Source organism: Labrys sedimenti (assembly GCF_034424805.1).
Taxonomy (GTDB): domain Bacteria; phylum Pseudomonadota; class Alphaproteobacteria; order Rhizobiales; family Labraceae; genus Labrys; species Labrys sedimenti.
The window spans coordinates 33,987-54,259 of sequence record NZ_JAXOUF010000025.1 but is presented as its reverse complement, the minus strand read 5'-3'; the positions used below and the strand labels follow the sequence as shown (position 1 = coordinate 54,259).

Annotated in this window: 17 protein-coding genes; 10 read left to right on the top strand and 7 right to left on the bottom strand. The window is 65.0% G+C overall.

The features are described 5' to 3' along the window. Positions 1-2: 2 nt before the first annotated feature. From U1R88_RS32015 to U1R88_RS31995, 5 genes are all read right to left on the bottom strand, one after another. On the bottom strand, positions 3-836 hold the full coding sequence (locus U1R88_RS32015) for an ABC transporter permease (protein ID WP_322434950.1): 834 nt from the start codon (positions 834-836) through the stop codon (positions 3-5). 10 nt (positions 837-846) lie between these two features. Next, positions 847-1,797 carry an ABC transporter permease gene (locus U1R88_RS32010; protein WP_311937427.1) on the bottom strand — a complete coding sequence of 317 codons (951 nt, stop codon included), beginning with the start codon at positions 1,795-1,797 and terminating at the stop codon, positions 847-849. Between the two features lie 227 nt (positions 1,798-2,024). Continuing rightward, entirely contained in the window at positions 2,025-3,596 is a 1,572-nt protein-coding gene (locus tag U1R88_RS32005) for an ABC transporter substrate-binding protein (protein WP_322434949.1), read from the bottom strand. Between the two features lie 349 nt (positions 3,597-3,945). Further along, entirely contained in the window at positions 3,946-5,259 is a 1,314-nt protein-coding gene (locus U1R88_RS32000) for an ammonium transporter (RefSeq protein WP_322434948.1), read from the bottom strand. Positions 5,260-5,306: 47 nt separating this feature from the next. After that, entirely contained in the window at positions 5,307-5,645 is a 339-nt protein-coding gene (locus U1R88_RS31995; protein WP_068293571.1) for a P-II family nitrogen regulator, read from the bottom strand. A gap of 255 nt (positions 5,646-5,900) precedes the next feature. Between U1R88_RS31995 and U1R88_RS31990 the strand changes: the two genes are divergently transcribed. Continuing rightward, complete coding sequence (locus tag U1R88_RS31990; protein WP_322434947.1) at positions 5,901-6,545, top strand: thermonuclease family protein; 645 nt, start codon at positions 5,901-5,903, stop codon at positions 6,543-6,545. 22 nt (positions 6,546-6,567) lie between these two features. Beyond that, entirely contained in the window at positions 6,568-8,022 is a 1,455-nt protein-coding gene (locus tag U1R88_RS31985; RefSeq protein ID WP_322434946.1) for a M48 family metalloprotease, read from the top strand. A gap of 197 nt (positions 8,023-8,219) precedes the next feature. Here U1R88_RS31985 and U1R88_RS31980 read toward each other — a convergent pair whose 3' ends face one another. After that, entirely contained in the window at positions 8,220-9,074 is an 855-nt protein-coding gene (locus U1R88_RS31980) for an amidohydrolase family protein (RefSeq protein ID WP_322434945.1), read from the bottom strand. 87 nt (positions 9,075-9,161) lie between these two features. Continuing rightward, a complete protein-coding gene (locus U1R88_RS31975; protein WP_322434944.1) occupies positions 9,162-10,655 on the bottom strand; it encodes an HAL/PAL/TAL family ammonia-lyase in 1,494 nt (497 codons plus the stop codon). Between the two features lie 114 nt (positions 10,656-10,769). Between U1R88_RS31975 and gloB the strand changes: the two genes are divergently transcribed. The 8 genes from gloB to U1R88_RS31935 all read left to right on the top strand — a co-directional run bounded on the left by gloB (position 10,770) and on the right by U1R88_RS31935 (position 20,242). Beyond that, complete coding sequence (gloB, locus tag U1R88_RS31970) at positions 10,770-11,537, top strand: hydroxyacylglutathione hydrolase (protein WP_322434943.1); 768 nt, start codon at positions 10,770-10,772, stop codon at positions 11,535-11,537. Positions 11,538-11,611: 74 nt separating this feature from the next. After that, complete coding sequence (locus tag U1R88_RS31965; RefSeq protein ID WP_322434942.1) at positions 11,612-12,037, top strand: cupin domain-containing protein; 426 nt, start codon at positions 11,612-11,614, stop codon at positions 12,035-12,037. Next, complete coding sequence (locus tag U1R88_RS31960) at positions 12,034-12,468, top strand: hypothetical protein (protein ID WP_322434941.1); 435 nt, start codon at positions 12,034-12,036, stop codon at positions 12,466-12,468. The genes U1R88_RS31965 and U1R88_RS31960 overlap by 4 nt, the downstream gene beginning before the upstream one ends. A 201-nt stretch (positions 12,469-12,669) precedes the next feature. Further along, positions 12,670-12,768 (top strand): K(+)-transporting ATPase subunit F, encoded by a 99-nt coding sequence (gene kdpF, locus U1R88_RS31955; RefSeq protein WP_202908516.1) that lies wholly within the window; start codon positions 12,670-12,672, stop codon positions 12,766-12,768. 196 nt (positions 12,769-12,964) lie between these two features. After that, positions 12,965-14,674 carry a potassium-transporting ATPase subunit KdpA gene (gene kdpA, locus U1R88_RS31950; RefSeq protein ID WP_322434939.1) on the top strand — a complete coding sequence of 570 codons (1,710 nt, stop codon included), beginning with the start codon at positions 12,965-12,967 and terminating at the stop codon, positions 14,672-14,674. Positions 14,675-14,686: 12 nt separating this feature from the next. Next, positions 14,687-16,738: a potassium-transporting ATPase subunit KdpB gene (gene kdpB, locus U1R88_RS31945; protein WP_322434938.1), complete on the top strand. Its 2,052-nt coding sequence runs from the start codon at positions 14,687-14,689 to the stop codon at positions 16,736-16,738. Positions 16,739-16,893: 155 nt separating this feature from the next. After that, entirely contained in the window at positions 16,894-17,496 is a 603-nt protein-coding gene (gene kdpC / locus U1R88_RS31940) for a potassium-transporting ATPase subunit KdpC (RefSeq protein WP_322434937.1), read from the top strand. A gap of 79 nt (positions 17,497-17,575) precedes the next feature. Continuing rightward, positions 17,576-20,242 (top strand): sensor histidine kinase KdpD, encoded by a 2,667-nt coding sequence (locus U1R88_RS31935; protein WP_322434936.1) that lies wholly within the window; start codon positions 17,576-17,578, stop codon positions 20,240-20,242. Positions 20,243-20,273: the final 31 nt, after the last annotated feature.

Below are 20,273 nucleotides of genomic sequence, written 5' to 3'. Positions count from 1 at the left end.
CCTTACATTTCCGCCTGCGCGCCGGATGGGCGGGCATCGATCGACAGGAACCAATCGACCACCAGATTGATGCCGATAGTGAGCAGGGCGATGGCGGCGGCGGGATAGAGTGCCGCGGCCCGCCCGAGCTTAAGGCTGGTGATGTTGTCGCGCACCATGCCGCCCCAGTCCGCATAGGGCAAGGGAACGCCGAGACCGATGAAGCTCAAGGCGGCGATGAACAGGAAGTTGAAGCAGAAGCGCAGGCCGAACTCCGACATCAAAGGGGCGGCGGCATTGGGCAGGATCTCGCGCCAGACCACCCACCAGATGCCCTCGCCGCGCAGCCTCGCCACCTCGACGAAATCCAGCGAGGCGAGGTTCATGCCGAGCGCGCGGGCAAGGCGATAGACGCGGCTGGAGTCGAGGAAGGCGATGGTCAGCACCAGGGAAGTCAGGGTCTGGCCGAAGATCGACAGGATGATCAGCGCCCAGATCAGCAGCGGCACCGACATGACGATGTCGACGGCGCGCGAGAGCACGGCGTCGATCCACCGCCCGGTCACGGCCGCCACCAGGCCGAGCGTGATGCCGATGGCGAAGGACATGATGGTGGTGACCAGGGCGATGCCGATGGTGAGGCGCGCGCCATAGATCAGACGGGTGAGCATGTCACGCCCGATCTGGTCGGTCCCCAGCCAGTTGGCCGCCGAGATCGTCGCCCAGGTCTTGCCGACGGTCTGCGTCTCCGAATAAGGAGCGAGCCAGGGGCCGGCGATGGCGACGACGACGTTGAGCGCGATGATGAACAAGCCGATGACGGCAGTGAGCGGCGCCTTGTGTCCGAAAATGACCATGCTGCCCTCTCTACCGGGGATGCCGCAGACGCGGATTGAGGATGATCGCCAGCACGTCGGCAATCGTATTGAGGATGATGAACACCGCTGCGAACAGGATGCCGCAGGCCAGAATCGCCGGCACATCGCGCTTGGTCACCGCGTCGATCATGTATTGGCCGACACCCGGATAGGTGAAGACCTTCTCGATGACGACCACGCCGACCACCAGATAGGCGATGTTCAGGGCCACCACCGAGATGATCGGCGAGGCCGCGTTCGGCAGCGCATGCTTGGTGACGACGCGGGCCCGCGTCAGGCCCTTGAGGAAGCCCATTTCGACATAGGGTGTCGACATGATCGACAGCACCGAATTGCGCGTCATGCGCATCATATGCGCGGTGACCAGGCAGGTCAGCGCCACCGCCGGCAGGAAAGTCACGTAGAGGCGCGTAAAGAAGCCCATGTCTGGGTTGACGGCGGCCAAAGGCGGGAACCAGCGCCAATAACCGGCGAAGAGCAGGATCAGCACGCCGCCGATGAAGAACTCCGGCAGCGAGATGGCGATCAGCGCCAGCACGTTGGCGGCCCGGTCAGCCAGACGTCCCTCGGTGATGGCGCAGGTGATGCCGGTGATGACCGCGAGCGGCACCGCGATCACGGCGGCGTAGCAGGCCAGGAACAGCGTGTTGGTGAAGCGCGGCCACAGATCGTTCACGATGACGTTCTGGTTGGTATAGGACCGGCCGAAATCAAAATGGGTGATGATGTTCCACAGCCAGCTCAGATAGCGCTGCCAGGCCGGCACATCGAGGCCAATGCTGCGTTCGAAGGCGGCCTTGGTTTCCGCCGTTGCGGCCTGGCCGAGCACGGCATCAGCCGCATTTCCCTGCAAGTTGAGGGTTAGAATAAATAGAATGAGGGAGATGGCGAAGAGCGTCGCCACCCCCTGGACGATGCGCCAACCGATAAGACGTCCCACAATGTGCCCTTTCGACCTGTTGCCGACGGAGGCCGGGCACGCTGCAGTTCCCCCCGCACGCGCCCGTCCCTCTGCAGTATGAAAGGAAAAGAGCGAGGCGCCTCACGCGCGTCGCCCCCGACACGCCCTGCGGTCTGGCTGGTACACCAGGCTTCGCAAGGACACGTCGAAACAAGGAGCAGGGGCGAAGCGGCGTTGACCGCCAAACGCCCCCGGCTCCAGAGCTCTCAGGCGAACCAGCCCTTTTCGGCGACACGCTGGTCGCACATGTCGTAGCGCGGATGCGGAGCCGTCCCCATGATCTTCTTGGAGTAGGCGTCGAGATAGTCACCGACCGCGTAGCAGACCATGCCGCCATCGTCGTGGATCATCTTCTGGCATTCGGAGTAGATTTGCGCGCGCTTGGCGTCGTCGGCCTCGACGCGGGCGGAGATCAGGAGCTTGTCGAATTCCGGCCGCTTCCAATGGGTGTCGTTCCAATTGGCGGTGGACAGGAAGGTCTGCGACAGCTGCAGATCGATGTTGGGGCGCCCGCCCCAGTAGACGGCGCAGAAGGGCTCCTTGAGCCAGATATTCGACCAGTAGCCATCGCCCGAAACGCGCGTGACCGTCAGGTCGATGCCTGCCTGCTTCATGGCTTCCTGGTAGAGCAGGCCCGCGTCGGTTGCGCCATTATAGGCACCTTCCGAAACCTTGAGCTCCAGCTTGGGGCTACCGGCCTTCTTGTAGTGGAAGGCGGCTTTCTCCGGATCATAGGGCGTCTGGGGCACGTCCTTGGCATAGTATTTGTGCGACGGGCTGATGGTGGTGTCGTTGCCGACGGTGGCATAGCCCTGATAGACGGTGTCGACGATCTTCTTGCGGTCCATGCCATATTTGAGCGCCCAGCGCAGGTCCGCATTGGTATAAGGATCGGTGTCGCACAGCGCCACGAAGGCAAAGCGGTTGCCGGTGCCTTTGCTCTGCACCACGCTCACGTCGGGCGAGGAGGTCACGATGTCCATGGTCTTGGCATCGAGACGGTTTATGGCATCGACCTGGCCTGAAATCAGGGCCTGCAGACGGGAAGCCTGGTCCTGGATGTATTGCAGCTCGATGCCATCGAAATTGCCGCGTCCAGGCTTCCAGTAATTGCCGGTGTTCTTGGTGACCACGCGCACGCCTGGCTCGAACACTTCGAGCTTGTAGGCACCGGTGCCAACCAGCTTGGAGAAGTCGCTGTAACCGTTGGGCACGCACAGGACGTGATAGTCGGAGAGGTTGTAGGGCAGGTCGAGATTGCCCTCGGACAAGGTGATCTGGATCTGGTTGGCGCTGAGCTTCTTGACGTCGGTGATCGAGCTCAGCAGATCCTTGGCGGCGGACTTGGTGTCGCCGCGATGCAAATTGATCGAATAGATCGCGTCATCGGCATCGAGCGTCTTGCCGTTGTGGAAGGTGACGTCCTTGCGGATGTTGAAGATCCATTCCTTGGCACCGGGCTTGTATTCCCAGCTTTCGAACAACTCGCCCTTGGGCAGGCCGTCATCGCCGATTTCGACGAAACCGTTGCAGATCTGATAGCCGTAGGAGATCGGCACGGAATCGGCATAGGTGCGTGGATCGAGACTGTCCGAGGCCGAACCGCCCTCCATGCCGAGCTTCAAGGTGCCGCCCTTCTTGGGGGTGTCAGCCGCCAGGGCCGAGCCGCCGAGCGCGCCCAGGCCACCGAGGCTCAGGCCGAGCGCAGCGGCGCTCTTCATCAATTCGCGGCGGTCGAGGATCAGGCCCGATCCCTGCGTAAAATTCTTACCCGTCATGTCAATGTTCCCTGCGGCTCGCCTGTATGGAATTTGCACTCGTTGCCCGAGCGTTCGACCTGCCCACTATCGTGTCCTGCAAGCCGCTGTGCAAGAGACCTACAAACGACATCAAATGACAGCAGGGCGACGTTCTTTCATTTTCATGAAGCCCAAATCGGGCTCGATTTGCGAATTTGAACGTCGGGTAAAGGCCAATTTTCAATCAGCAGGCCTAATTTTCGTCAATTCTGGCCAAAAAGGATCTCGCCCGGCGTAAGCAATGACGGATGATGCCCGGATCCATCCGCCCCTAAACGGAAAACCCCGGCCATGCGGCCGGGGATTGGATCTTGCGTATGCCGTTACGTCAGCTGTGATAGGCGCGTTCACCATGTTCGACGATATCGAGGCCTTCGGCCTCCGTCTGGCGGTCGACACGCAGGCCGACGACGAGATCGACCAGCTTGAACAGAATCGCTGAGCCCACGCCCGTCATTACGATGGTGAAGGCAACCGCCTCGATCTGCACCCAGAGCTGGGCGCCCATCGTCACGCCATCGGCATAGCCGACGCCACCCAGCGACGGCGATGCCAGCACGCCGGTGCCGAGGGCACCGAGGATACCACCGATGCCATGCACGCCGAAGACGTCGAGGCTGTCGTCATAGCCGAAGGCATTCTTCACGGTCGTCACGAAGAAGAAGCAGACGATGCCGGCGATGAAGCCAAGCGCGATGGCACCGGCCGGGCCGACGAAGCCGGCTGCGGGCGTCACCGCCACCAGGCCGGCGACCGCGCCCGAGACCGCACCCAGCATCGAGGGCTTGCCATGGGTGAACCATTCGACCAGCGACCAGCCGAGGATGGCGCCTGCCGTGGCGACGAAGGTGGTCATCATGGCAAGGCCCGCGCTGGCACCGGCCGAGAGGGCCGAGCCCGCGTTGAAGCCGAACCAGCCGACCCACAGCATGCCGGCGCCGACCCAGGACAGGGTCAGCGAATGGGGCGGCATCTGCTCCTTGCCGAAGCCGGTGCGCTTGCCGATCATCAGGCAGCCCACCAGGCCGGCAACGCCCGCATTGATGTGCACGACGGTACCACCGGCGAAATCGAAGGCGCCCAGCTTGAACAGCCATCCCGTCGACTGCCACACCGAATGGGCGACCGGGATATAGATGAAGGTGACCCAGAGCAGACAGAACAGCACCACGGCCGAGAACTTCATGCGCTCGGCGAAAGCGCCGACGATGAGGGCGGGCGTGATCGCCGCGAAGGTCATCTGGAAGCAGACGAACACATATTCGGGAATGGTGCCGCTCAGCGTGTCCTTGTTGATGCCGGCGAGGAAGGCCTTGGAGAAGCCGCCGAAGAGGGGACCGCCGTCGCTGAAGGCGAGGGTGTAGCCGTAGAAGACCCAGATCACCATCACCACCGAGGCGACGATCAGCACCTGCATGAGGATGGAGAGCATGTTCTTGGCGCGCACCAAGCCGCCATAGAACAGGCCGAGGCCCGGCGCGATCATCATCAGCACCAGCGCGCAGGACACCAGCATCCAGGCCGTGTCGCCCGAATTCAGTGTGGGCGGCGGCGCTGCGGTCTGGGCGAGAGCGGGGCCCGCAAGCAGCCCGGCGCCCATGAGGGCCATGAAGGCGGATTTGAGGAAACGGAGGGAAGTCATCGGGAAAAGATCCTGTCTCATGGGAGTCGAGGGCATCGGCGGTAGACCTAGAGCGCGTCGCCGTCGCGCTCGCCGGTGCGGATGCGCACCGCGGTTTCGATCGGCATCACGAAAATCTTGCCGTCGCCGATCTGCCCGGTCTTGGCGGCCGCCGTGATCGCATCGATGACCTTGGCGACGAGTTCGCTCGGCACCGCGACCTCGATCTTCAGCTTGGGCAGGAAGCTCACGGCATATTCGGCGCCGCGGTAGATCTCGGTATGCCCTTTCTGGCGGCCATACCCCTTCACCTCGGTCACGGTCAGACCGTGCACGCCCAGACCCGTGAGGGCATCGCGCACCTCCTCGAGCTTGAACGGCTTGATGATGGCCATCACTATTTTCATGCTGCTCTATCCCCTTAAGGCGTTTTGCAATTTGGCGGTCGGGCATCCTCTTTCAAGCCGCGTGCCAACTGCCAAATGCCATGCTAAGATCATGAAAAGTCACGATAAAAATTACCTCTGCCCAATGTAAGGACCACTCGCTTGCCAAGGGCTGCGCAAATATTAGGCACAATGGCCGTCGTTGCGATATTTTCGAGCAACATGCACAAGGCGTTCGCTGATCCGTGCGCCGTCCCTGCGGAAGCAGGCGAGAACGTGACGATTGCCGGCAAGGACGAGGAGGGCCATCTCCTGCTCGCGGACGGCCGCAGGATAAGGCTTGCGGGCGTGGATCTTTCCTCGTTGCGCCTGCCCGATCTCGCCGACACCACTGCGACCTTGGTGGGCCCGGCCACGCCCGACAGGCACGGCGCATTGCGCGGAGCGCTCTATCTCGAAGGCCGCGATCTTGCGGCCGATCTTGCCGCCCGCGGCTTGGCGCGCATTCGGCCTTCCGTTGGGGAAGATCTGTGTTACACAGAATTAATGACTGCGGAAGACAATGCCCGCCGGGCTCGGCTTGGCCTCTGGGCCGAACCGGGCTATGCAGTCGCCGATGCGGCGACTCCTCAGGCCGTTGCCCGCCATGCCGATGGCTTCATCATCGTGGCGGGACGCGTGCTGCATGTTGGAGTGACGAAGACGACCGTGTGGATCGATTTCGGCAAAATCTGGCGAGAAGACGTGACTTTGGCGATACCCGCCAAACAATGGCCACGTTTCGAGGCAACCGGTCTCACCGCTGCTGCTCTCGAGGGCAGCTATATCAGGGCTCGTGGTGTCGTCACGATGCGCGACGGGCCCCGCATCGACATTACCGAACCGGCGGCGATCGAACAGGTCGCACCGGTGTCGCCGTGAGAGGAGTGGGAAGCTGAGCGAGATGCTGGGGGGCGCGGCAAGACAACCGAACTGGCTGCGGGTTTGCGTCCTGGCGGTTGCGCTCGGCCTGACTTCTTGCGCCACCGTGGGCGACAACGACCAGGCGGGCGACCTTCCGCGCGCCACGCCAGCCGCCCTGCCCGCCGAAGCTCCGCGCGTGATTGCGCCCCCCAATGCCGAGGACCGCGAAAGCGCTCGCGTTCTGGCTTCCTATGGTGGCGCCTATCGCAACGCCACCCTGGAGCGCTATCTCGACGATCTCGTCCAGCGTCTTGCCGCCCAATCCGATCGGCCCGACATTCCCTACAAGCTGACGGTGCTGAACGCCTCGTCGATCAACGCCTTCGCCCTGCCCTCCGGCCGGCTCTACGTGACGCGCGGTCTGCTCGCGCTTGCCAATGACGATGCCGAAATCGCCGCCGTGATCGCCCATGAGATGGCGCATGTGTCCGCGCGCCACGCCGCCGCGCGCGCCGACCGCGAACGCCAATCCCTGGTCGTCTCCAAGGTGGCGAGCGTCGTGCACAATCCCGGCCTGGTGTCCTCGAGCCAGAACAGCCTGGCCAGCTTCTCGCGCCAGCAGGAGCTGAATGCCGACGAGATCGGCATCCGCACCATCGCCAAGGCCGGCTTCGACCCCTATGGCGCCGCGCGCTTCCTGACTTCGATGCGCCGGCAGGTGGAGGCGCGCTCGCGCCAGACCACGCCGGACTTCCTGTCGACCCATCCTTCCACACCCGAACGCATCGCCAAGGCCAACACCGAGGCTGCCCAATATGGCGCTCCCGGCTCGGGCGAGCATGACAAGTTCCGCTACCTGTCGGTGATCGACGGCATCACCTATGGCGAGGATCCGGCGCAGGGCTATGTGCAGGGCCGCATCTTCTGGCAGCCGCGCCTGGCCTTCACCTTCACCGCTCCGCCCAATTTCACCCTCGACAACACGCCGCAAGCCATTCTCGGCGTCGACGGCAACGGCCGTGCACTGCGCCTCGACACGGTCAAGACCAAGGACGGCCAGTCGTTATCCGACTATCTTGCTTCGGGCTGGATCAGCGGCGTGGACACTTCCTCCGTCTCCACTTTGCGCATCAACGGCAACGAGGCGGCAACCGCCCTCGCCCGTGGCACGGACTGGAGCTTCCGCCTCTATGCCATCCGCTTCGGCAGCGACGTCTACCGCCTGATCCTGGCAGCCCGCGACCTCAATGCCGCGACCGACACCCTGTTCCAGGAAACCGCCAACAGCTTCCGGCGCATGACGCCGGACGAGCTGCGCAATGTGCGGCCCGAGCATATCGACATCATCACCGTACGCTCGGGTGATACGCTGCAGTCCCTGGCAGCTCGCATGGCCGGCCCCCAGGACCAGCTCGAGCGCTTCCTGGTCCTGAACGGCTTTGACGAAACCAGCCCGCTCAGGCCGGGCGACCGCGTCAAGGTCGTCACGCAGTAGAGGGTGGTCCACCCCTCATCCGGCTGCCGCCACCTTCTCCCGCAAGGGGAGAAGGGGCTCTATTTGGCAAGGGGCGCGGTCTGGCCGCATGCAAGATTTTGCGGCCCATCCCAATCAAGTTCCTTCTCCCCTTGCGGGAGAAGGTCCCGGCAGGGGGAGGAGGGGTGCCGCTCGACAGAACGCCATCCTCGGCCTCCTCACCTCAGCCGATAGAACGCCGCGGCATTGTCCCTGAACAGCTTGCGCCGTTCCGACGGCGAGCAGTCATGCACGATCTCGTCGACGACATGCACCCAGTCGGGATAGGTTCCCGCCAGTTCCAGCACGTGCCAGTCCGAGCCGAACATCACGCGCTCGAAACCGAAGCTCTCCAGGGCATGCTCGACATAGGGCGTGATCTCCTGGCGGGTCCAGCTGCGGTGGTCGGCCTCCGTACACACGCCGGAGATCTTGCAATGGACGTTGGGCAACGCAGCGAGCCGTTTCAAATCGGCGCGCCAGGGCTCCATCTCGCCCGCCTTGATCGCCGGCTTGCCGATATGGTCGAGCACGAAGCGGACATCAGGGCATTGCTGCACCATGCGGATCACGTTCGGCAATTGATGGTGCAGGATACAGATATCGAAGGAGAGATCGTGGCGGGCCAGCAGCTTGAGGCCAGCCAGAAAACCGGGCTGCAGACAGAATTCCGGGTCGGCCTGGCCCTGGATCAGCCGCCTGATGCCCCTGAGGGCCTTGTGCTGGCGCAACCGTTCCAGATCGGCCTGGACGGCCATCCCCTTTTCGAGCGGCAGGCTTGCGACCATGGCGCCGAGCCGGGGCTCGGCCGCCGCAAGCTCCGCCACCCAGGCGGCTTCGTCGAGATGCTGGCCGGCATCGACATCGACCTCCACGAAGACGAAACGCTCGATCTCGACCGGCTTGGCCGCGGCGAACACGTCCGCCGGCACCGCCTTCGAGCGCAGGCCGGTGATGCCCTCGGCCCAGGCATAACCCAGGCGCGCCGGATCGAGCAGATGAACATGGCTGTCGATGATGGGGTAGTCGAGCATGATGTCCGGGCCCGGATAGCGTTGATCGTTTTGATGGGCTTCAAGCTATTGCCTGACAAATAGACGGTCAACCAGCCGGAACGCTACTCAGCCTCCCCACCCCCGTGCCCTGATCGCCTCTGCCAGGCGGGAGACGTCCGGGCCGCTCGGACGGTCCTCCTCCAGGCGCTCGACATGGGCGCGCACGAAATCGCGGATGCGCGTGGTGCCCTCGCCCAGCGCGACCGTGCCGCGCAGATCGATGCTCTGCGCCGCCACCACCAATTCGCAGGCCGCCAGCACCAGCAGCCGCTCCGCGCTCTCCCCGAGCTTGGTCACCGCAGCCGGCGCGTTGGCAGCATGGTCCTCGACGCCATCGGCGGCATGCAGCAAGGCCAGGGTCGCCGGCTGGGCCCGCGCCCGGATCTCGCCCTCCAGGGCTCCGATCGCCTTCTGCAGCGTGGCAAAGCCGGTGCGGCTCTGGCCCATCGGGGTAAGGAAACGCGGCTGGTCGGAATAGACGGGCGACATCAGCTTCAAGGCGCGCTGGGCGGAGATCGTCGCCACATGCGAAAGCGCCTGCGACAGCGCCTCGAAGCGCAGGGTGAAGCCGGTCATGTCGAAATTGCCGTTGGAAACCAGCTGCCCTTCGACGATCACCGGATTGTCGCCGGAATGGTTGAGTTCGAGCAGCACCATCGCCTCCGCCTCGGCAAAGGCAGTGCGCGCGGCGCCGTGTACCGGTGCGACACAACGGAAGGACAGCGGGTCCTGGACCCGCCGGCTCGCCTTGTTGTCGCCGAGGGGGCCACCGGCCAGCAGGGCATAGATCGCGCGGGCCGCCCCGCCCTGCCCCGGGGCCGGACGGGCCGCGTTCACCGCCTCGGACAGGGGGGTGATATTGGCGCCGAAGGCTTCCATCGACAGGGCCGCGGCGCGGTCGAGCGTATCGAGCGCCAGGCGCGCTTCGGCGAGCGCCAGGGCACCGCGGCCGGTGGAGGCGGCATTGGCCACTACCAGCGCATGCCCGTCCTTCGGTCCGATCGGCACAGGCTGCAGCCCGGCCCTCCGCAGCGCCTCGGCGCCGGCCAGGCGCTCACCGCGATAGTCGGCCTCGCCCTCGCCGAGCAGCGCCAGGGCCATATGGGCAAGCGGCGCGAGATCGGCGGCCCCGATCGAACCGATCGTCGGCACGATCGGATGAAATCCGGCATTGAGGGCAGCGGCCAGCGCTTCGACCACCGCCAGGGATACACCGGTCTGGCCGACGCTCATGCCGGCGATACGCGCCGCCATCATGGCCCTGACCTCCGCGACCGGCATTTCGTCGCCCACGCCGACGGCGCGCGCGAAGGCGACACGCCGCTGGAAGGCGGCAAGATCGTCGGCGGAAAGCCGGGTGTCGACGCCCGCGCCAAGCCCGGTGGTCAGGCCATAGACCGGCTTGTTCTCGGCAATGGCCAGTTCGATCACCGAGCGTGCCGCACCGATGCGCTCGCGGGCTGCCGGCGACAGGATCACATGGCGGCTCTCGCGGGCGATGGCGGTGAGCGCATCGATGGTCAGGGGCGCGTCGCCGATCACCACAGTTCCGCCGGACATTTTCAGGGCTTCCTCATCACTGTCGGTCCGCGCCATCGTTTGCGTGACCTCACACCGCCAATCGCATAGAAGGGGACGCATCTCCAAATAAATGTGCATGCCGCGAGGATGAGAATGAGCGCGCTGATCGAACTGTTCTTGTGCCGGAGCGACAATTTCGGCGTGCTGCTTCATGACGAGGCCACCGGACGCACCGCGGCCATCGACGCACCGGAGGCCGAAGCGATCGAAGCCGCCCTCGAACGACGTGGCTGGCGGCTGACCGACATCCTGGTCACGCATCATCATGCCGACCATGTCGAGGGCATCGAGGCGTTGAAGACCTCCTATGGCTGCCGGGTGGTCGCAGCGAAAGCCGATGCCCACCGCATCCCGGCCGTCGACGAAACCGTCGTGGAGGGTGACACCGTCAATGTCGGCTCGCTTGCGGCCGAGATCATCGACACACCCGGCCATACCGTCGGCCACATCGCCTATTGGTTCGCCGAACAGAAGCTGCTGTTTGCCGCCGATACGCTGTTTTCACTCGGCTGCGGCCGGTTGTTCGAGGGCTCGCCGGCCGATATGTGGCGATCCCTGCGGAAATTGCGGGCCCTGCCTGACGATACGCAGCTCTATTGCGGGCATGAATACACCCTCGCCAATGCCCGCTTCGCCCTCACGGTCGATCCCGCCAACCAGGCACTCGCCAGGCGAGCAGCCGAGGTCGAGGCCCAGCGCGGCGCCCACCACTTCACCCTGCCGGTGCTGCTGGGTGCCGAAAAGCAAGAAAATCCGTTCCTGCGCGCCGACGATGCCGGCATTGCCGCACAGGTCGGACTGGCAGGAGCGGATCCCGTCGCCGTGTTCACCGAACTGCGCGAGCGCAAGAACCGGTTCTGAGCGCCCTCCGGCTCCGATATTGCGAGTGTCGAGAGTCCCGGAAAACGGGACTCTTCCAAACAACAGGAATGACCATGCAGACCGCCGCCGAGATCATCGCCCTCCTCGACATGCAGCCGCATCCCGAGGGCGGGCATTATGTCCGCACCTTCGAAGATAGCGCCCTTCACGGCGACCGTTCGGCTTCGACCGCGATCTATTACCTGCTCCAGGCCGGCGAACGTTCGCATTGGCATCGGGTCGACGCCGCCGAGATCTGGCATTTCCATGCCGGCGCGCCCTTGGCCCTCGACCTCTCGGCTGACGGCGAGAGGACGGAGCGCCTGATCCTCGGCGCCGACTTCGCCGCCGGCCAGCGGCCGCAAGGTATCGTGCCGACCGGCGCCTGGCAGGCGGCCCGCAGCCTCGGCGACTGGACCCTGGTCGGCTGCACGGTAGCGCCCGGCTTCCACTTCGAAGGCTTCGAACTGGCCCCGCCCAACTGGGCGCCCGGACAGTGATCCTGCGACGCAATTTGCCGTGCACGAACCTGATCTGGAAAGGCGCGGGCCCGCGCTCGGTCGCGGTTGGGCTGACCCTCATTGCCTGCTTCGCGATCCCTAGGGCAGCAGCACAGGCAGATAGAGCGAGGATCGCCCCTGCGCAGATCATGCAAATGCAGGAGATCTTGACCCGTGCCATGCGCCCCTGTGTGGCACCCGCGATCGGGCAATCCGGTACCCAATGGGCAACCGTGCGTATTTTCTTCAATCGCGACAGCACGCTTGCGCGACGACCTGAATTGGTCGCTGCGACAAGCGCCACGGTCGGGGCCAACGTCCTTCGCGCCGCCACGCGGTGTCTCGCGCGCAAGGATGCTCTTCGCTTTGACGAGCGATCCTACGACGCTTGGAAGATCATCGATCTGAAATGGACTCCGGGGACACTCTGACGTCGTCGGCGCCGACCCCAATCCTTACACTTTCCTTATACCCCGGCTCGACAATCGGAATCGAACCCTGACGCGCTTTGGTGGCAAACCACAGCCATGCCCAATCGGGTTGGAGTTTGTCATGCTAGATCTTGCCTATATGGCGCTGGGGCTCGGCGGCCTGCTGCTGATGGTCGTCTATGCCCGCGTCCTCGACAGGCTGTGAGGCGCATCATGTTCGATCCCCTCATCGGCCTTCTCGTGGCCGTCCTGCTCGGCGCCTATCTCGTTTTCACACTGGTGCGCCCCGAACGTTTCTGAGCTGCGCGGCTTCACCGCCCTCCCACGCCGGCTGCCCCCGCACCGGTGCGACGGCGCGTGACGGGGCGCGGGACCGGTTCATCGGGAAACGGTCCCGCTCCCTGCTCATTCTCGCTTTTCCGGGCTCCACGCCAATCCCCCAAGGGACGATCTCCCCTGAGCATCGGCGGGGCCCGTGTTCTTTTGGAGAATTTCCATGTCCTTGAACGGATGGCTTCAGATCATCCTTCTGTTCGCTTTGGTGCTCGCAGCGGTGAAGCCACTGGGCGCCTATATGGCCCGTGTCTTCTCCGGTGAGAGAACCTTCCTCTCGCCCGTGCTGGCCCCGGTCGAGAAGGGTTTCTACAAACTTTCCGGTATCGATCCCGCCCGGGAACAGGGTTGGCTTGCCTATACGCTGGCCATGCTGTTCTTCAGCGCGGCGGGCTTTGCCTCGCTCTACGCGATCCTGCGGCTGCAGGCTTATCTGCCGCTCAATCCGCAGGGTTTCGGCAATGTGGCGCCGGATCTGGCTTTCAATACGGCGATAAGCTTCGTCACCAACACCAACTGGCAGAACTATGCCGGCGAAAGCACCATGAGCCATTTCAGCCAGATGGCCGGTCTTACCGTGCATAATTTCGTCTCGGCCGCCACCGGCATTGCCCTCGCCCTCGCCCTGACCCGCGCCTTCATGCGCTCGGGCGGGACGACTCTCGGCAATTTCTGGGTCGATCTCACCCGTTCTTCGCTCTATGTGCTGCTGCCGATCGCCATCGTCGTGGCGCTGGCCTTCGTCGCCATGGGCATCCCGCAGACGCTGCAGGCCGGTGTCGACGCCACCACGCTGGAAGGCGCCAAGCAGACCATCGCCATGGGGCCGATGGCGAGCCAGGAGGCGATCAAGCAGCTCGGCACCAATGGTGGCGGCTTCTTCAACGTCAATTCGGCCCATCCTTTCGAAAACCCCACCGCACTGGCCAACTTCCTGTCGATCTTCTCGATGCTGTCGATATCGGCGGCCTTGGTCTACGCCTTCGGGCAGATGGTCGGCTCCCGCCGCCAGGGCTGGGCCCTGCTGTCGGCCATGGGCGTCCTTCTGATCGCCGGTGTGGCCGTAATCTATTGGGCGGAGACGGCGGGCAATCCCATCTTGACCCACCTCGGCCTCGATCCGGCCCTCGGCAACATGGAAGGCAAGGAAATCCGCTTCGGCCAGGCAATGACCGCTGTCTTCGCTGCCGTCACTACGGGCCTATCCTGCGGTGCCGTCAACGCCATGCATTCCTCGCTCACGCCGCTCGGCGGCCTGATCCCGATGTTCCTGATGCAGCTCGGCGAGGTCCTGCCCGGCGGCGTCGGCTCCGGCCTCTACGGCATGATCGTCTTCGCCATCCTTAGCGTGTTCATCGCCGGCCTGATGGTCGGCCGCACGCCGGAACTCCTCGGCAAGAAGATCGAATCGCGCGAGATGAAGTTCGCCGTGCTGGCGATCCTGATCCTGCCCACCGCGATCCTCGGCTTCACCGCGATCTCGGCCATGGCGCCCTTCGCCCTGTCGCAGCTCGGCAATGCCGGCCCGCACGGTCTCTCGGAACTGCTCTACGCCTACACCTCGACGACAGCCAATAATGGTTCGGCTTTCGGCAGCCTGTCGGGCAACACGCCCTGGTTCAATGCCACGCTCGGCATCGCCATGCTGCTGGGACGCTTTGCCTATGTCGTACCGGTGATGGCGATTGCCGGCTCCCTGGCCGCCAAGACCAGGGTGCCTGCCTCGGCCGGCACGTTCCCCACCCACACGCCGCTGTTCGTCGGCCTTCTGGTCGGCGTCATCCTGATCGTCGGCGGCCTGCAATTCTTCCCGGCGCTCGCGCTGGGGCCGATCGTCGAGCACTTCGTCATGCTCGCCGGCAAGACTTTTTGAGGAATGGCTATCATGTCATCCAAACCGACTTCCCCCTCCATGTTCGATGCGGCCATCCTGCTGCCCGCCATCAAGGATGCCTTCGTTAAGCTCAACCCCAGGCTGCTCATCCGCAATCCGGTGATCTTCGTCACCGAGGTGGTGGCGGCCCTGGTCACCGTGCTCAGCCTGCGTGACGCCTTTACCGGCGCCGGTGTCGGTTTCAGCGCGCAGATCGCCGCCTGGCTGTGGTTCACCGTGCTGTTCGCCACCTTCGCCGAAGCCGTGGCCGAAGGGCGCGGCAAGGCCCAGGCCGAGAGCCTCAAGCGCACCAAGTCCGACCTCAAGGCCAAGCGCATGCCTTCGGCGGCGGCCGACCTGGGAAACTTCCAGGTCGTCGACGCCACCCGGCTGGCGATCGGCGACATCGTCATCGTCGAGGCGGGTGACCTCATCCCCGGCGACGGCGAGGTGATCGAGGGCGTCGCCTCGGTGAACGAGAGCGCCATCACCGGCGAATCCGCCCCGGTGATCCGCGAATCCGGCGGCGACCGCTCGGCGGTCACCGGCGGCACGCAGGTGCTGTCGGACTGGATCAAGGTGCGCATCACCACCCAGCCCGGCTCCTCCTTCATCGATCGCATGATCGCGCTGGTGGAAGGCGCCGAGCGCCAGAAGACCCCCAACGAGATCGCCTTGTCGATCCTGCTGTCGGGCATGACGCTGATCTTCCTGATCGCCGTGGTCACGCTGTGGGGCCTTGCCGGCTATTCCGGCACGCTGCTCTCCATCACCGTGCTGGTGGCGCTCCTGGTCACCCTCATCCCCACCACCATCGGCGGCCTGCTCTCGGCCATCGGCATTGCCGGCATGGATCGCCTGATCCGCTTCAACGTGGTGGCAACCTCCGGCCGCGCGGTCGAGGCCGCCGGCGACGTCGACACCCTGCTGCTCGACAAGACCGGCACCATAACCTTCGGCAACCGCATGGCGACGGAGTTCCTGGCCGTTCCCGGCGTCAGCGAACAGGACCTGGCCGAGGCCGTACTGCTGGCAAGCCTCGCCGACGAGACGCCCGAGGGCCGTTCGATCATCGCGCTGGCCCAGGGCGAATATGGCCTGACACAGCCGGACCTGACCTGCAAGGCTGTAACCACCATCGCCTTCGCCGCCCAGACCCGCCTGTCGGGCATCGACATCGACGGACGTTCCATCCGCAAGGGTGCCGTCGATGCGATCGTGAAATTCGCCGGCACCACGCTGGAGGCCGCTCCCGCCGCCTTCCGGCAGGCGGTGGAGAAAGTCGCCCGCACGGGCGGCACCCCGCTCGGCGTCACCGATGGCAGCCGCATCCTCGGCGTCGTGCACCTCAAAGACGTGGTGAAGCCCGGCATCAAAGAGCGCTTTGCCGAACTGCGCTCGATGGGGATCCGCACCGTGATGGTGACGGGCGACAATCCGATCACCGCCGCCGCGATCGCCTCGGAGGCCGGCGTCGACGACTTCCTGGCTGAGGCCACGCCCGAGCAGAAGCTTGCCTATATCCGCAAGGAACAGACGGGCGGGCGCCTGATCGCGATGTGCGGCGACGGCACCAATGACGCGCCGGCGCTGGCCCAGGCCGATGTCGGCGTCGCCATGCAGACCGGCACCCAGGCGGCGCGCGAGGCAGGCAACATGGTGGACCTGGACTCCAGCCCCACCAAGCTGATCGAGATCGTCGGCATCGGCAAGCAATTGCTGATGACGCGCGGCTCGCTCACCACCTTCTCGATCGCCAATGACGTCGCCAAATATTTCGCCATCATCCCGGCTTTGTTCATCGCGACCTATCCCGAACTCGGGGCGCTGAACGTCATGAACCTGGCATCGCCCCAGTCGGCCATCCTCTCGGCGGTGATCTTCAACGCCTTGATCATCGTCGCCCTGATCCCGCTGGCCCTCAAGGGCGTCGCCTATCGGCCGGTCGGCGCGGCGGCACTGCTCAGGCGCAACCTCCTGGTCTACGGCCTCGGCGGACTCCTGGTGCCCTTCGTCGGCATCAAGCTGATCGACCTCGTGGTCGCAGCCCTGCATCTGGCGTGACGGCAATGCGCACAAGGAACGGATGGAGCGTGGCCCGCTGGCTCGCTCTGTCCGACCGGCGCCAATCCGAGGCACACCTGCTGCTGCCTCTCCCTGCAGGACGGGCTTCCGCCTCGCATGGCAACCCTGTTTCAGCGCTCCAAAGGAGCAAACCCATGTTGATCCATCTTCGCCCGGCCATCGTGATGATGGCCCTGTTCACCCTGTTGCTGGGTATTCTGTATCCACTCGCCATCACCGGCATCGCGCAGGTCGCCCTCCCCGGCCAGGCCAATGGCAGCCTGATCACCAGCAATGGCACGGTGATCGGTTCGTCCCTGATCGGCCAGAACTTCGCCTCCGAGCGCTATTTCCAGGGCCGGCCCTCGGCAACCTCGGGCACCGACCCCAATGATGCCAGCAAGACCGTGGCGCAGCCCTACAACGCCAGCAACTCAAGCGGCTCCAATCTCGGCCCGACTTCGAAGGCACTGGCCGACAGGGTCGCCGCCTCGGTCGAGGACCTGCGCAAGCAGGGCGTGACCGGCGCCGTTCCCGCCGATGCGGTGACGACTTCGGGCTCGGGCCTCGACCCCGACATCTCGCCGGCCGATGCCGCCCTGCAGATCCAGCGCGTCGCCAAGGCCCGCAACCTGCCGGAAGCCGACGTGAAGGCCCTGCTCGACAGCCAGACATCGGGCCGGCTCCTCGGCCTGATCGGCGAGCCGCGCGTCAATGTTCTCGCGCTGAACCTCGCCCTTGATGCTATGAAGAAGTGAGCCTTTTGGTGTGCCGGTCTTCAGACCGGCACCTTCTCCAACCATGCCGGTCTGAAGACCGGCACACCAAATCAACCCCATGCCCCTCCCCTCCGACAGACGTCCCGATCCCAATGCCCTGCTGAGCCTGGCGGGACGGGAGGGGCGCGGCCGCCTCACCGTGTTTCTCGGCGCCGCACCGGGGGTCGGCAAGACCTACGCCATGCTGTCGCGGGCGCGGCGGGAGAAGGAAGCCGGCATCGATGTGATCGTCGGCATCGTCGAAACCCATGGCCGCAGCGAAACCGCCGCCCTGACGGATGGGCTCGAGCTGCTGGCGCGGCGCAGGGTCGATTATCGCGGCCGCCAGCTCGAGGAGTTCGATATCGACGCTGCGCTCGCCCGCCGGCCGCGCCTGATCATCGTCGACGAACTCGCCCACACCAATGCCCCGGACAGCCGCCATCCGAAGCGCTACCAGGATGTCGAGGAGCTGATCGGCGCCGGCATCGACGTGTGGACGGCGCTCAACATCCAGCATCTGGAAAGTCTTACCGATGTCGTCTCGCGCATCACCGGCGTGACGGTGCGCGAAAGCGTGCCCGACAGCGTGATCAAGAAGGCGGACGAGGTCATCGTCGTCGACATCACCCCGGCCGAGCTGATCCAGCGGCTGGAAGAAGGCAAGGTCTATCTGCCCGACAATGCCAGGCGCGCCGCCGACGGCTTCTTCAAGCCCGGCAATCTCACCGCCCTGCGCGAACTCGCCCTGCGCCGCACGACCGAGCGCGTCGACGACCAGATGCTCGCCTATCTGCGCCAGAACGCCATCGAAGGCCCCTGGGAAACGGCTGACAGGCTGATCGTCTGCGTCGGGCCCGACACGTTTTCACAGCAGGTGGTCAGGGCAGCCGGGCGGCTTGCCACTGGGCTCAATGCCGATTGGCTGGCCGTGACGGTCGAGCGCCCGGGGCAGGAAGTCGGCGGCGAGGCGCTTGCCGGGCTCGAGGCCAATCTGCGCCTCGCCGAGCGCCTGGGCGCGGAGGTCCGGCGGCTCAATGGCCATGACTATGTCGGCGAGATCCTCAGGCTCGCCAGTGCCGAAAACGTCACCCAGATCGTGCTCGGCAGCGGCAAGGCGAGCTGGTGGCAACGCGTCACCGGGCGTTCTCTCGCTGACGACCTGCTGCACCGCTCCGGCGAGATCAACGTCACCGTCATCACCAACACCGGGAACGAGGCCCCGCCCGCACGGCGCTGGTGGCGCCGGCTTGCCCTGCAGCCCTCGCTCGCCGGCCTCGCCATGGCGGCAGGCTGCGTTGCGGCGGCCGTCGGCATCGGTGTCGGCCTCAGGCACTTCGTCTATCTGCCCAACGCCTCCATGCTCTTCCTCATGGCGGTGCTCGCCAGCGCCCTCACGGTCGGGCGCTGGAGCGCCATCGCGGCGGCGGTGCTCTCCTTCTTCGCCTATAATTTCTTCTTCATCCCACCGCTCTACAACTTCACCATCGCCGAGCCTCACGAGGTTTTCGCCCTGGCGGTATTCCTGATCGTCGCCGTGGTGGCGGGCGATCTCGCCGGCCGGGTGCGCGAGCGGGCGGAGGGCGAAGGGCGGCGGGCCGCCAACATCATGTCGCTCTACGAGTTCTCCCGGAAGCTCTCCGGCATCACCAGCCTCGACGACGTGCTCTGGGCCGCCGTCGCCCATGCACAGGCGACACTGCATGGGCGGGTGGTCATCGCCGTGCCGCACGATGACGAACTCACTGTCACCGCCGCCTGGCCTCCGGACATCAACCTCGATTCCACCGACATGACGGCATTGCGCTGGGCCTTCGAGAAGAAGGAGATCGCCGGCCGGGGCACCGGCACCCTGCCCAACATCGCTTTCGAATTCAGGCCGATCCTGACCCCGAATGGCGCCGTCGGCGTGCTTGGCCTGGCCCAACCTGAAGGAGCCGAGCCACTTTCCCCGGCCGAGGAGCGTATTCTCGTCGCCATACTCGACCAGACCGCCATCGCCATAGACAGGGCCAAGCTCGCCAAGGAGAATGTACGCACCGCTGCGCTCGAGGAGAGCGAAAAGCTGCGCAGCGCCCTGCTCTCCTCGCTCTCGCACGATCTGCGCACACCACTGGCTTCCATCACCGGGGCCGTCACCACGTTGCGCCAGCTCGGCACCAAGATGGCTGAGGAGAGCCGGGACGACCTGCTCGCTTCCATCGAAGAGGAAGCAGCCAGGCTGAGCCGTTTCGTCGCCAATCTCCTCGACATGAGCCGCCTGGAAGCTGGCGCCCTCAATGCACGACGCGACCTTCTCGACGTCGCCGACGTCGTCCGCGGTGCGGTGGAGCGCGCGCGAAAAGCCTTCCCTACCCGCCTGGTCGAGACCAGCCTGGCAACCGACCTGCCGCTGGTGCGCGGCGACCAGGCCCTGCTTGGCCAGGTGCTGTTCAACCTGCTCGACAATGCCCACAAATATGGCGGGGAAGATTCCTCGACCGCTGTGTTCGCCAGGCGCGAGGACAACGAAGTGGTCGTTACCATAACCGACCAGGGCAAGGGCATTCCGCCGGCCGATCTGGAGAAGATCTTCGACAAGTTCTATCGGCGGGGCAAGGTCGACGGCCGGGCACCGGGCACCGGCCTCGGCCTCTCGATCAGCCGCGGCTTCATCGAGGCCATGGGCGGCACCATCACCGCCGAGAGCCCGGCCGTGCGCAAGCGCGGCACCCGCATTGTCATCCGCCTGCCAGCCGGGGCATGATGGTGTGTACCTTTCCGGTATGCCGGTCTTC

What these genes read in the sequence shown, in the direction of transcription:
- U1R88_RS31985 (WP_322434946.1), top strand. Translation starts at nt 6,568, where the DNA reads ATGCTGGGGGGCGCGGCAAGACAACCGAACTGGCTGCGGGTTTGCGTC.
- kdpC (WP_322434937.1), top strand. Translation starts at nt 16,894, where the DNA reads ATGTTGATCCATCTTCGCCCGGCCATCGTGATGATGGCCCTGTTCACC.
- kdpA (WP_322434939.1), top strand. Translation starts at nt 12,965, where the DNA reads ATGTCCTTGAACGGATGGCTTCAGATCATCCTTCTGTTCGCTTTGGTG.
- kdpB (WP_322434938.1), top strand. Translation starts at nt 14,687, where the DNA reads ATGTCATCCAAACCGACTTCCCCCTCCATGTTCGATGCGGCCATCCTG.
- U1R88_RS32000 (WP_322434948.1), bottom strand. Translation starts at nt 5,259, where the DNA reads ATGACTTCCCTCCGTTTCCTCAAATCCGCCTTCATGGCCCTCATGGGC.
- U1R88_RS31965 (WP_322434942.1), top strand. Translation starts at nt 11,612, where the DNA reads ATGCAGACCGCCGCCGAGATCATCGCCCTCCTCGACATGCAGCCGCAT.
- U1R88_RS32015 (WP_322434950.1), bottom strand. Translation starts at nt 836, where the DNA reads ATGGTCATTTTCGGACACAAGGCGCCGCTCACTGCCGTCATCGGCTTG.
- U1R88_RS31975 (WP_322434944.1), bottom strand. Translation starts at nt 10,655, where the DNA reads ATGTCCGGCGGAACTGTGGTGATCGGCGACGCGCCCCTGACCATCGAT.
- U1R88_RS32005 (WP_322434949.1), bottom strand. Translation starts at nt 3,596, where the DNA reads ATGACGGGTAAGAATTTTACGCAGGGATCGGGCCTGATCCTCGACCGC.
- U1R88_RS31995 (WP_068293571.1), bottom strand. Translation starts at nt 5,645, where the DNA reads ATGAAAATAGTGATGGCCATCATCAAGCCGTTCAAGCTCGAGGAGGTG.
- U1R88_RS31980 (WP_322434945.1), bottom strand. Translation starts at nt 9,074, where the DNA reads ATGCTCGACTACCCCATCATCGACAGCCATGTTCATCTGCTCGATCCG.
- gloB (WP_322434943.1), top strand. Translation starts at nt 10,770, where the DNA reads ATGAGCGCGCTGATCGAACTGTTCTTGTGCCGGAGCGACAATTTCGGC.
- U1R88_RS31935 (WP_322434936.1), top strand. Translation starts at nt 17,576, where the DNA reads ATGCCCCTCCCCTCCGACAGACGTCCCGATCCCAATGCCCTGCTGAGC.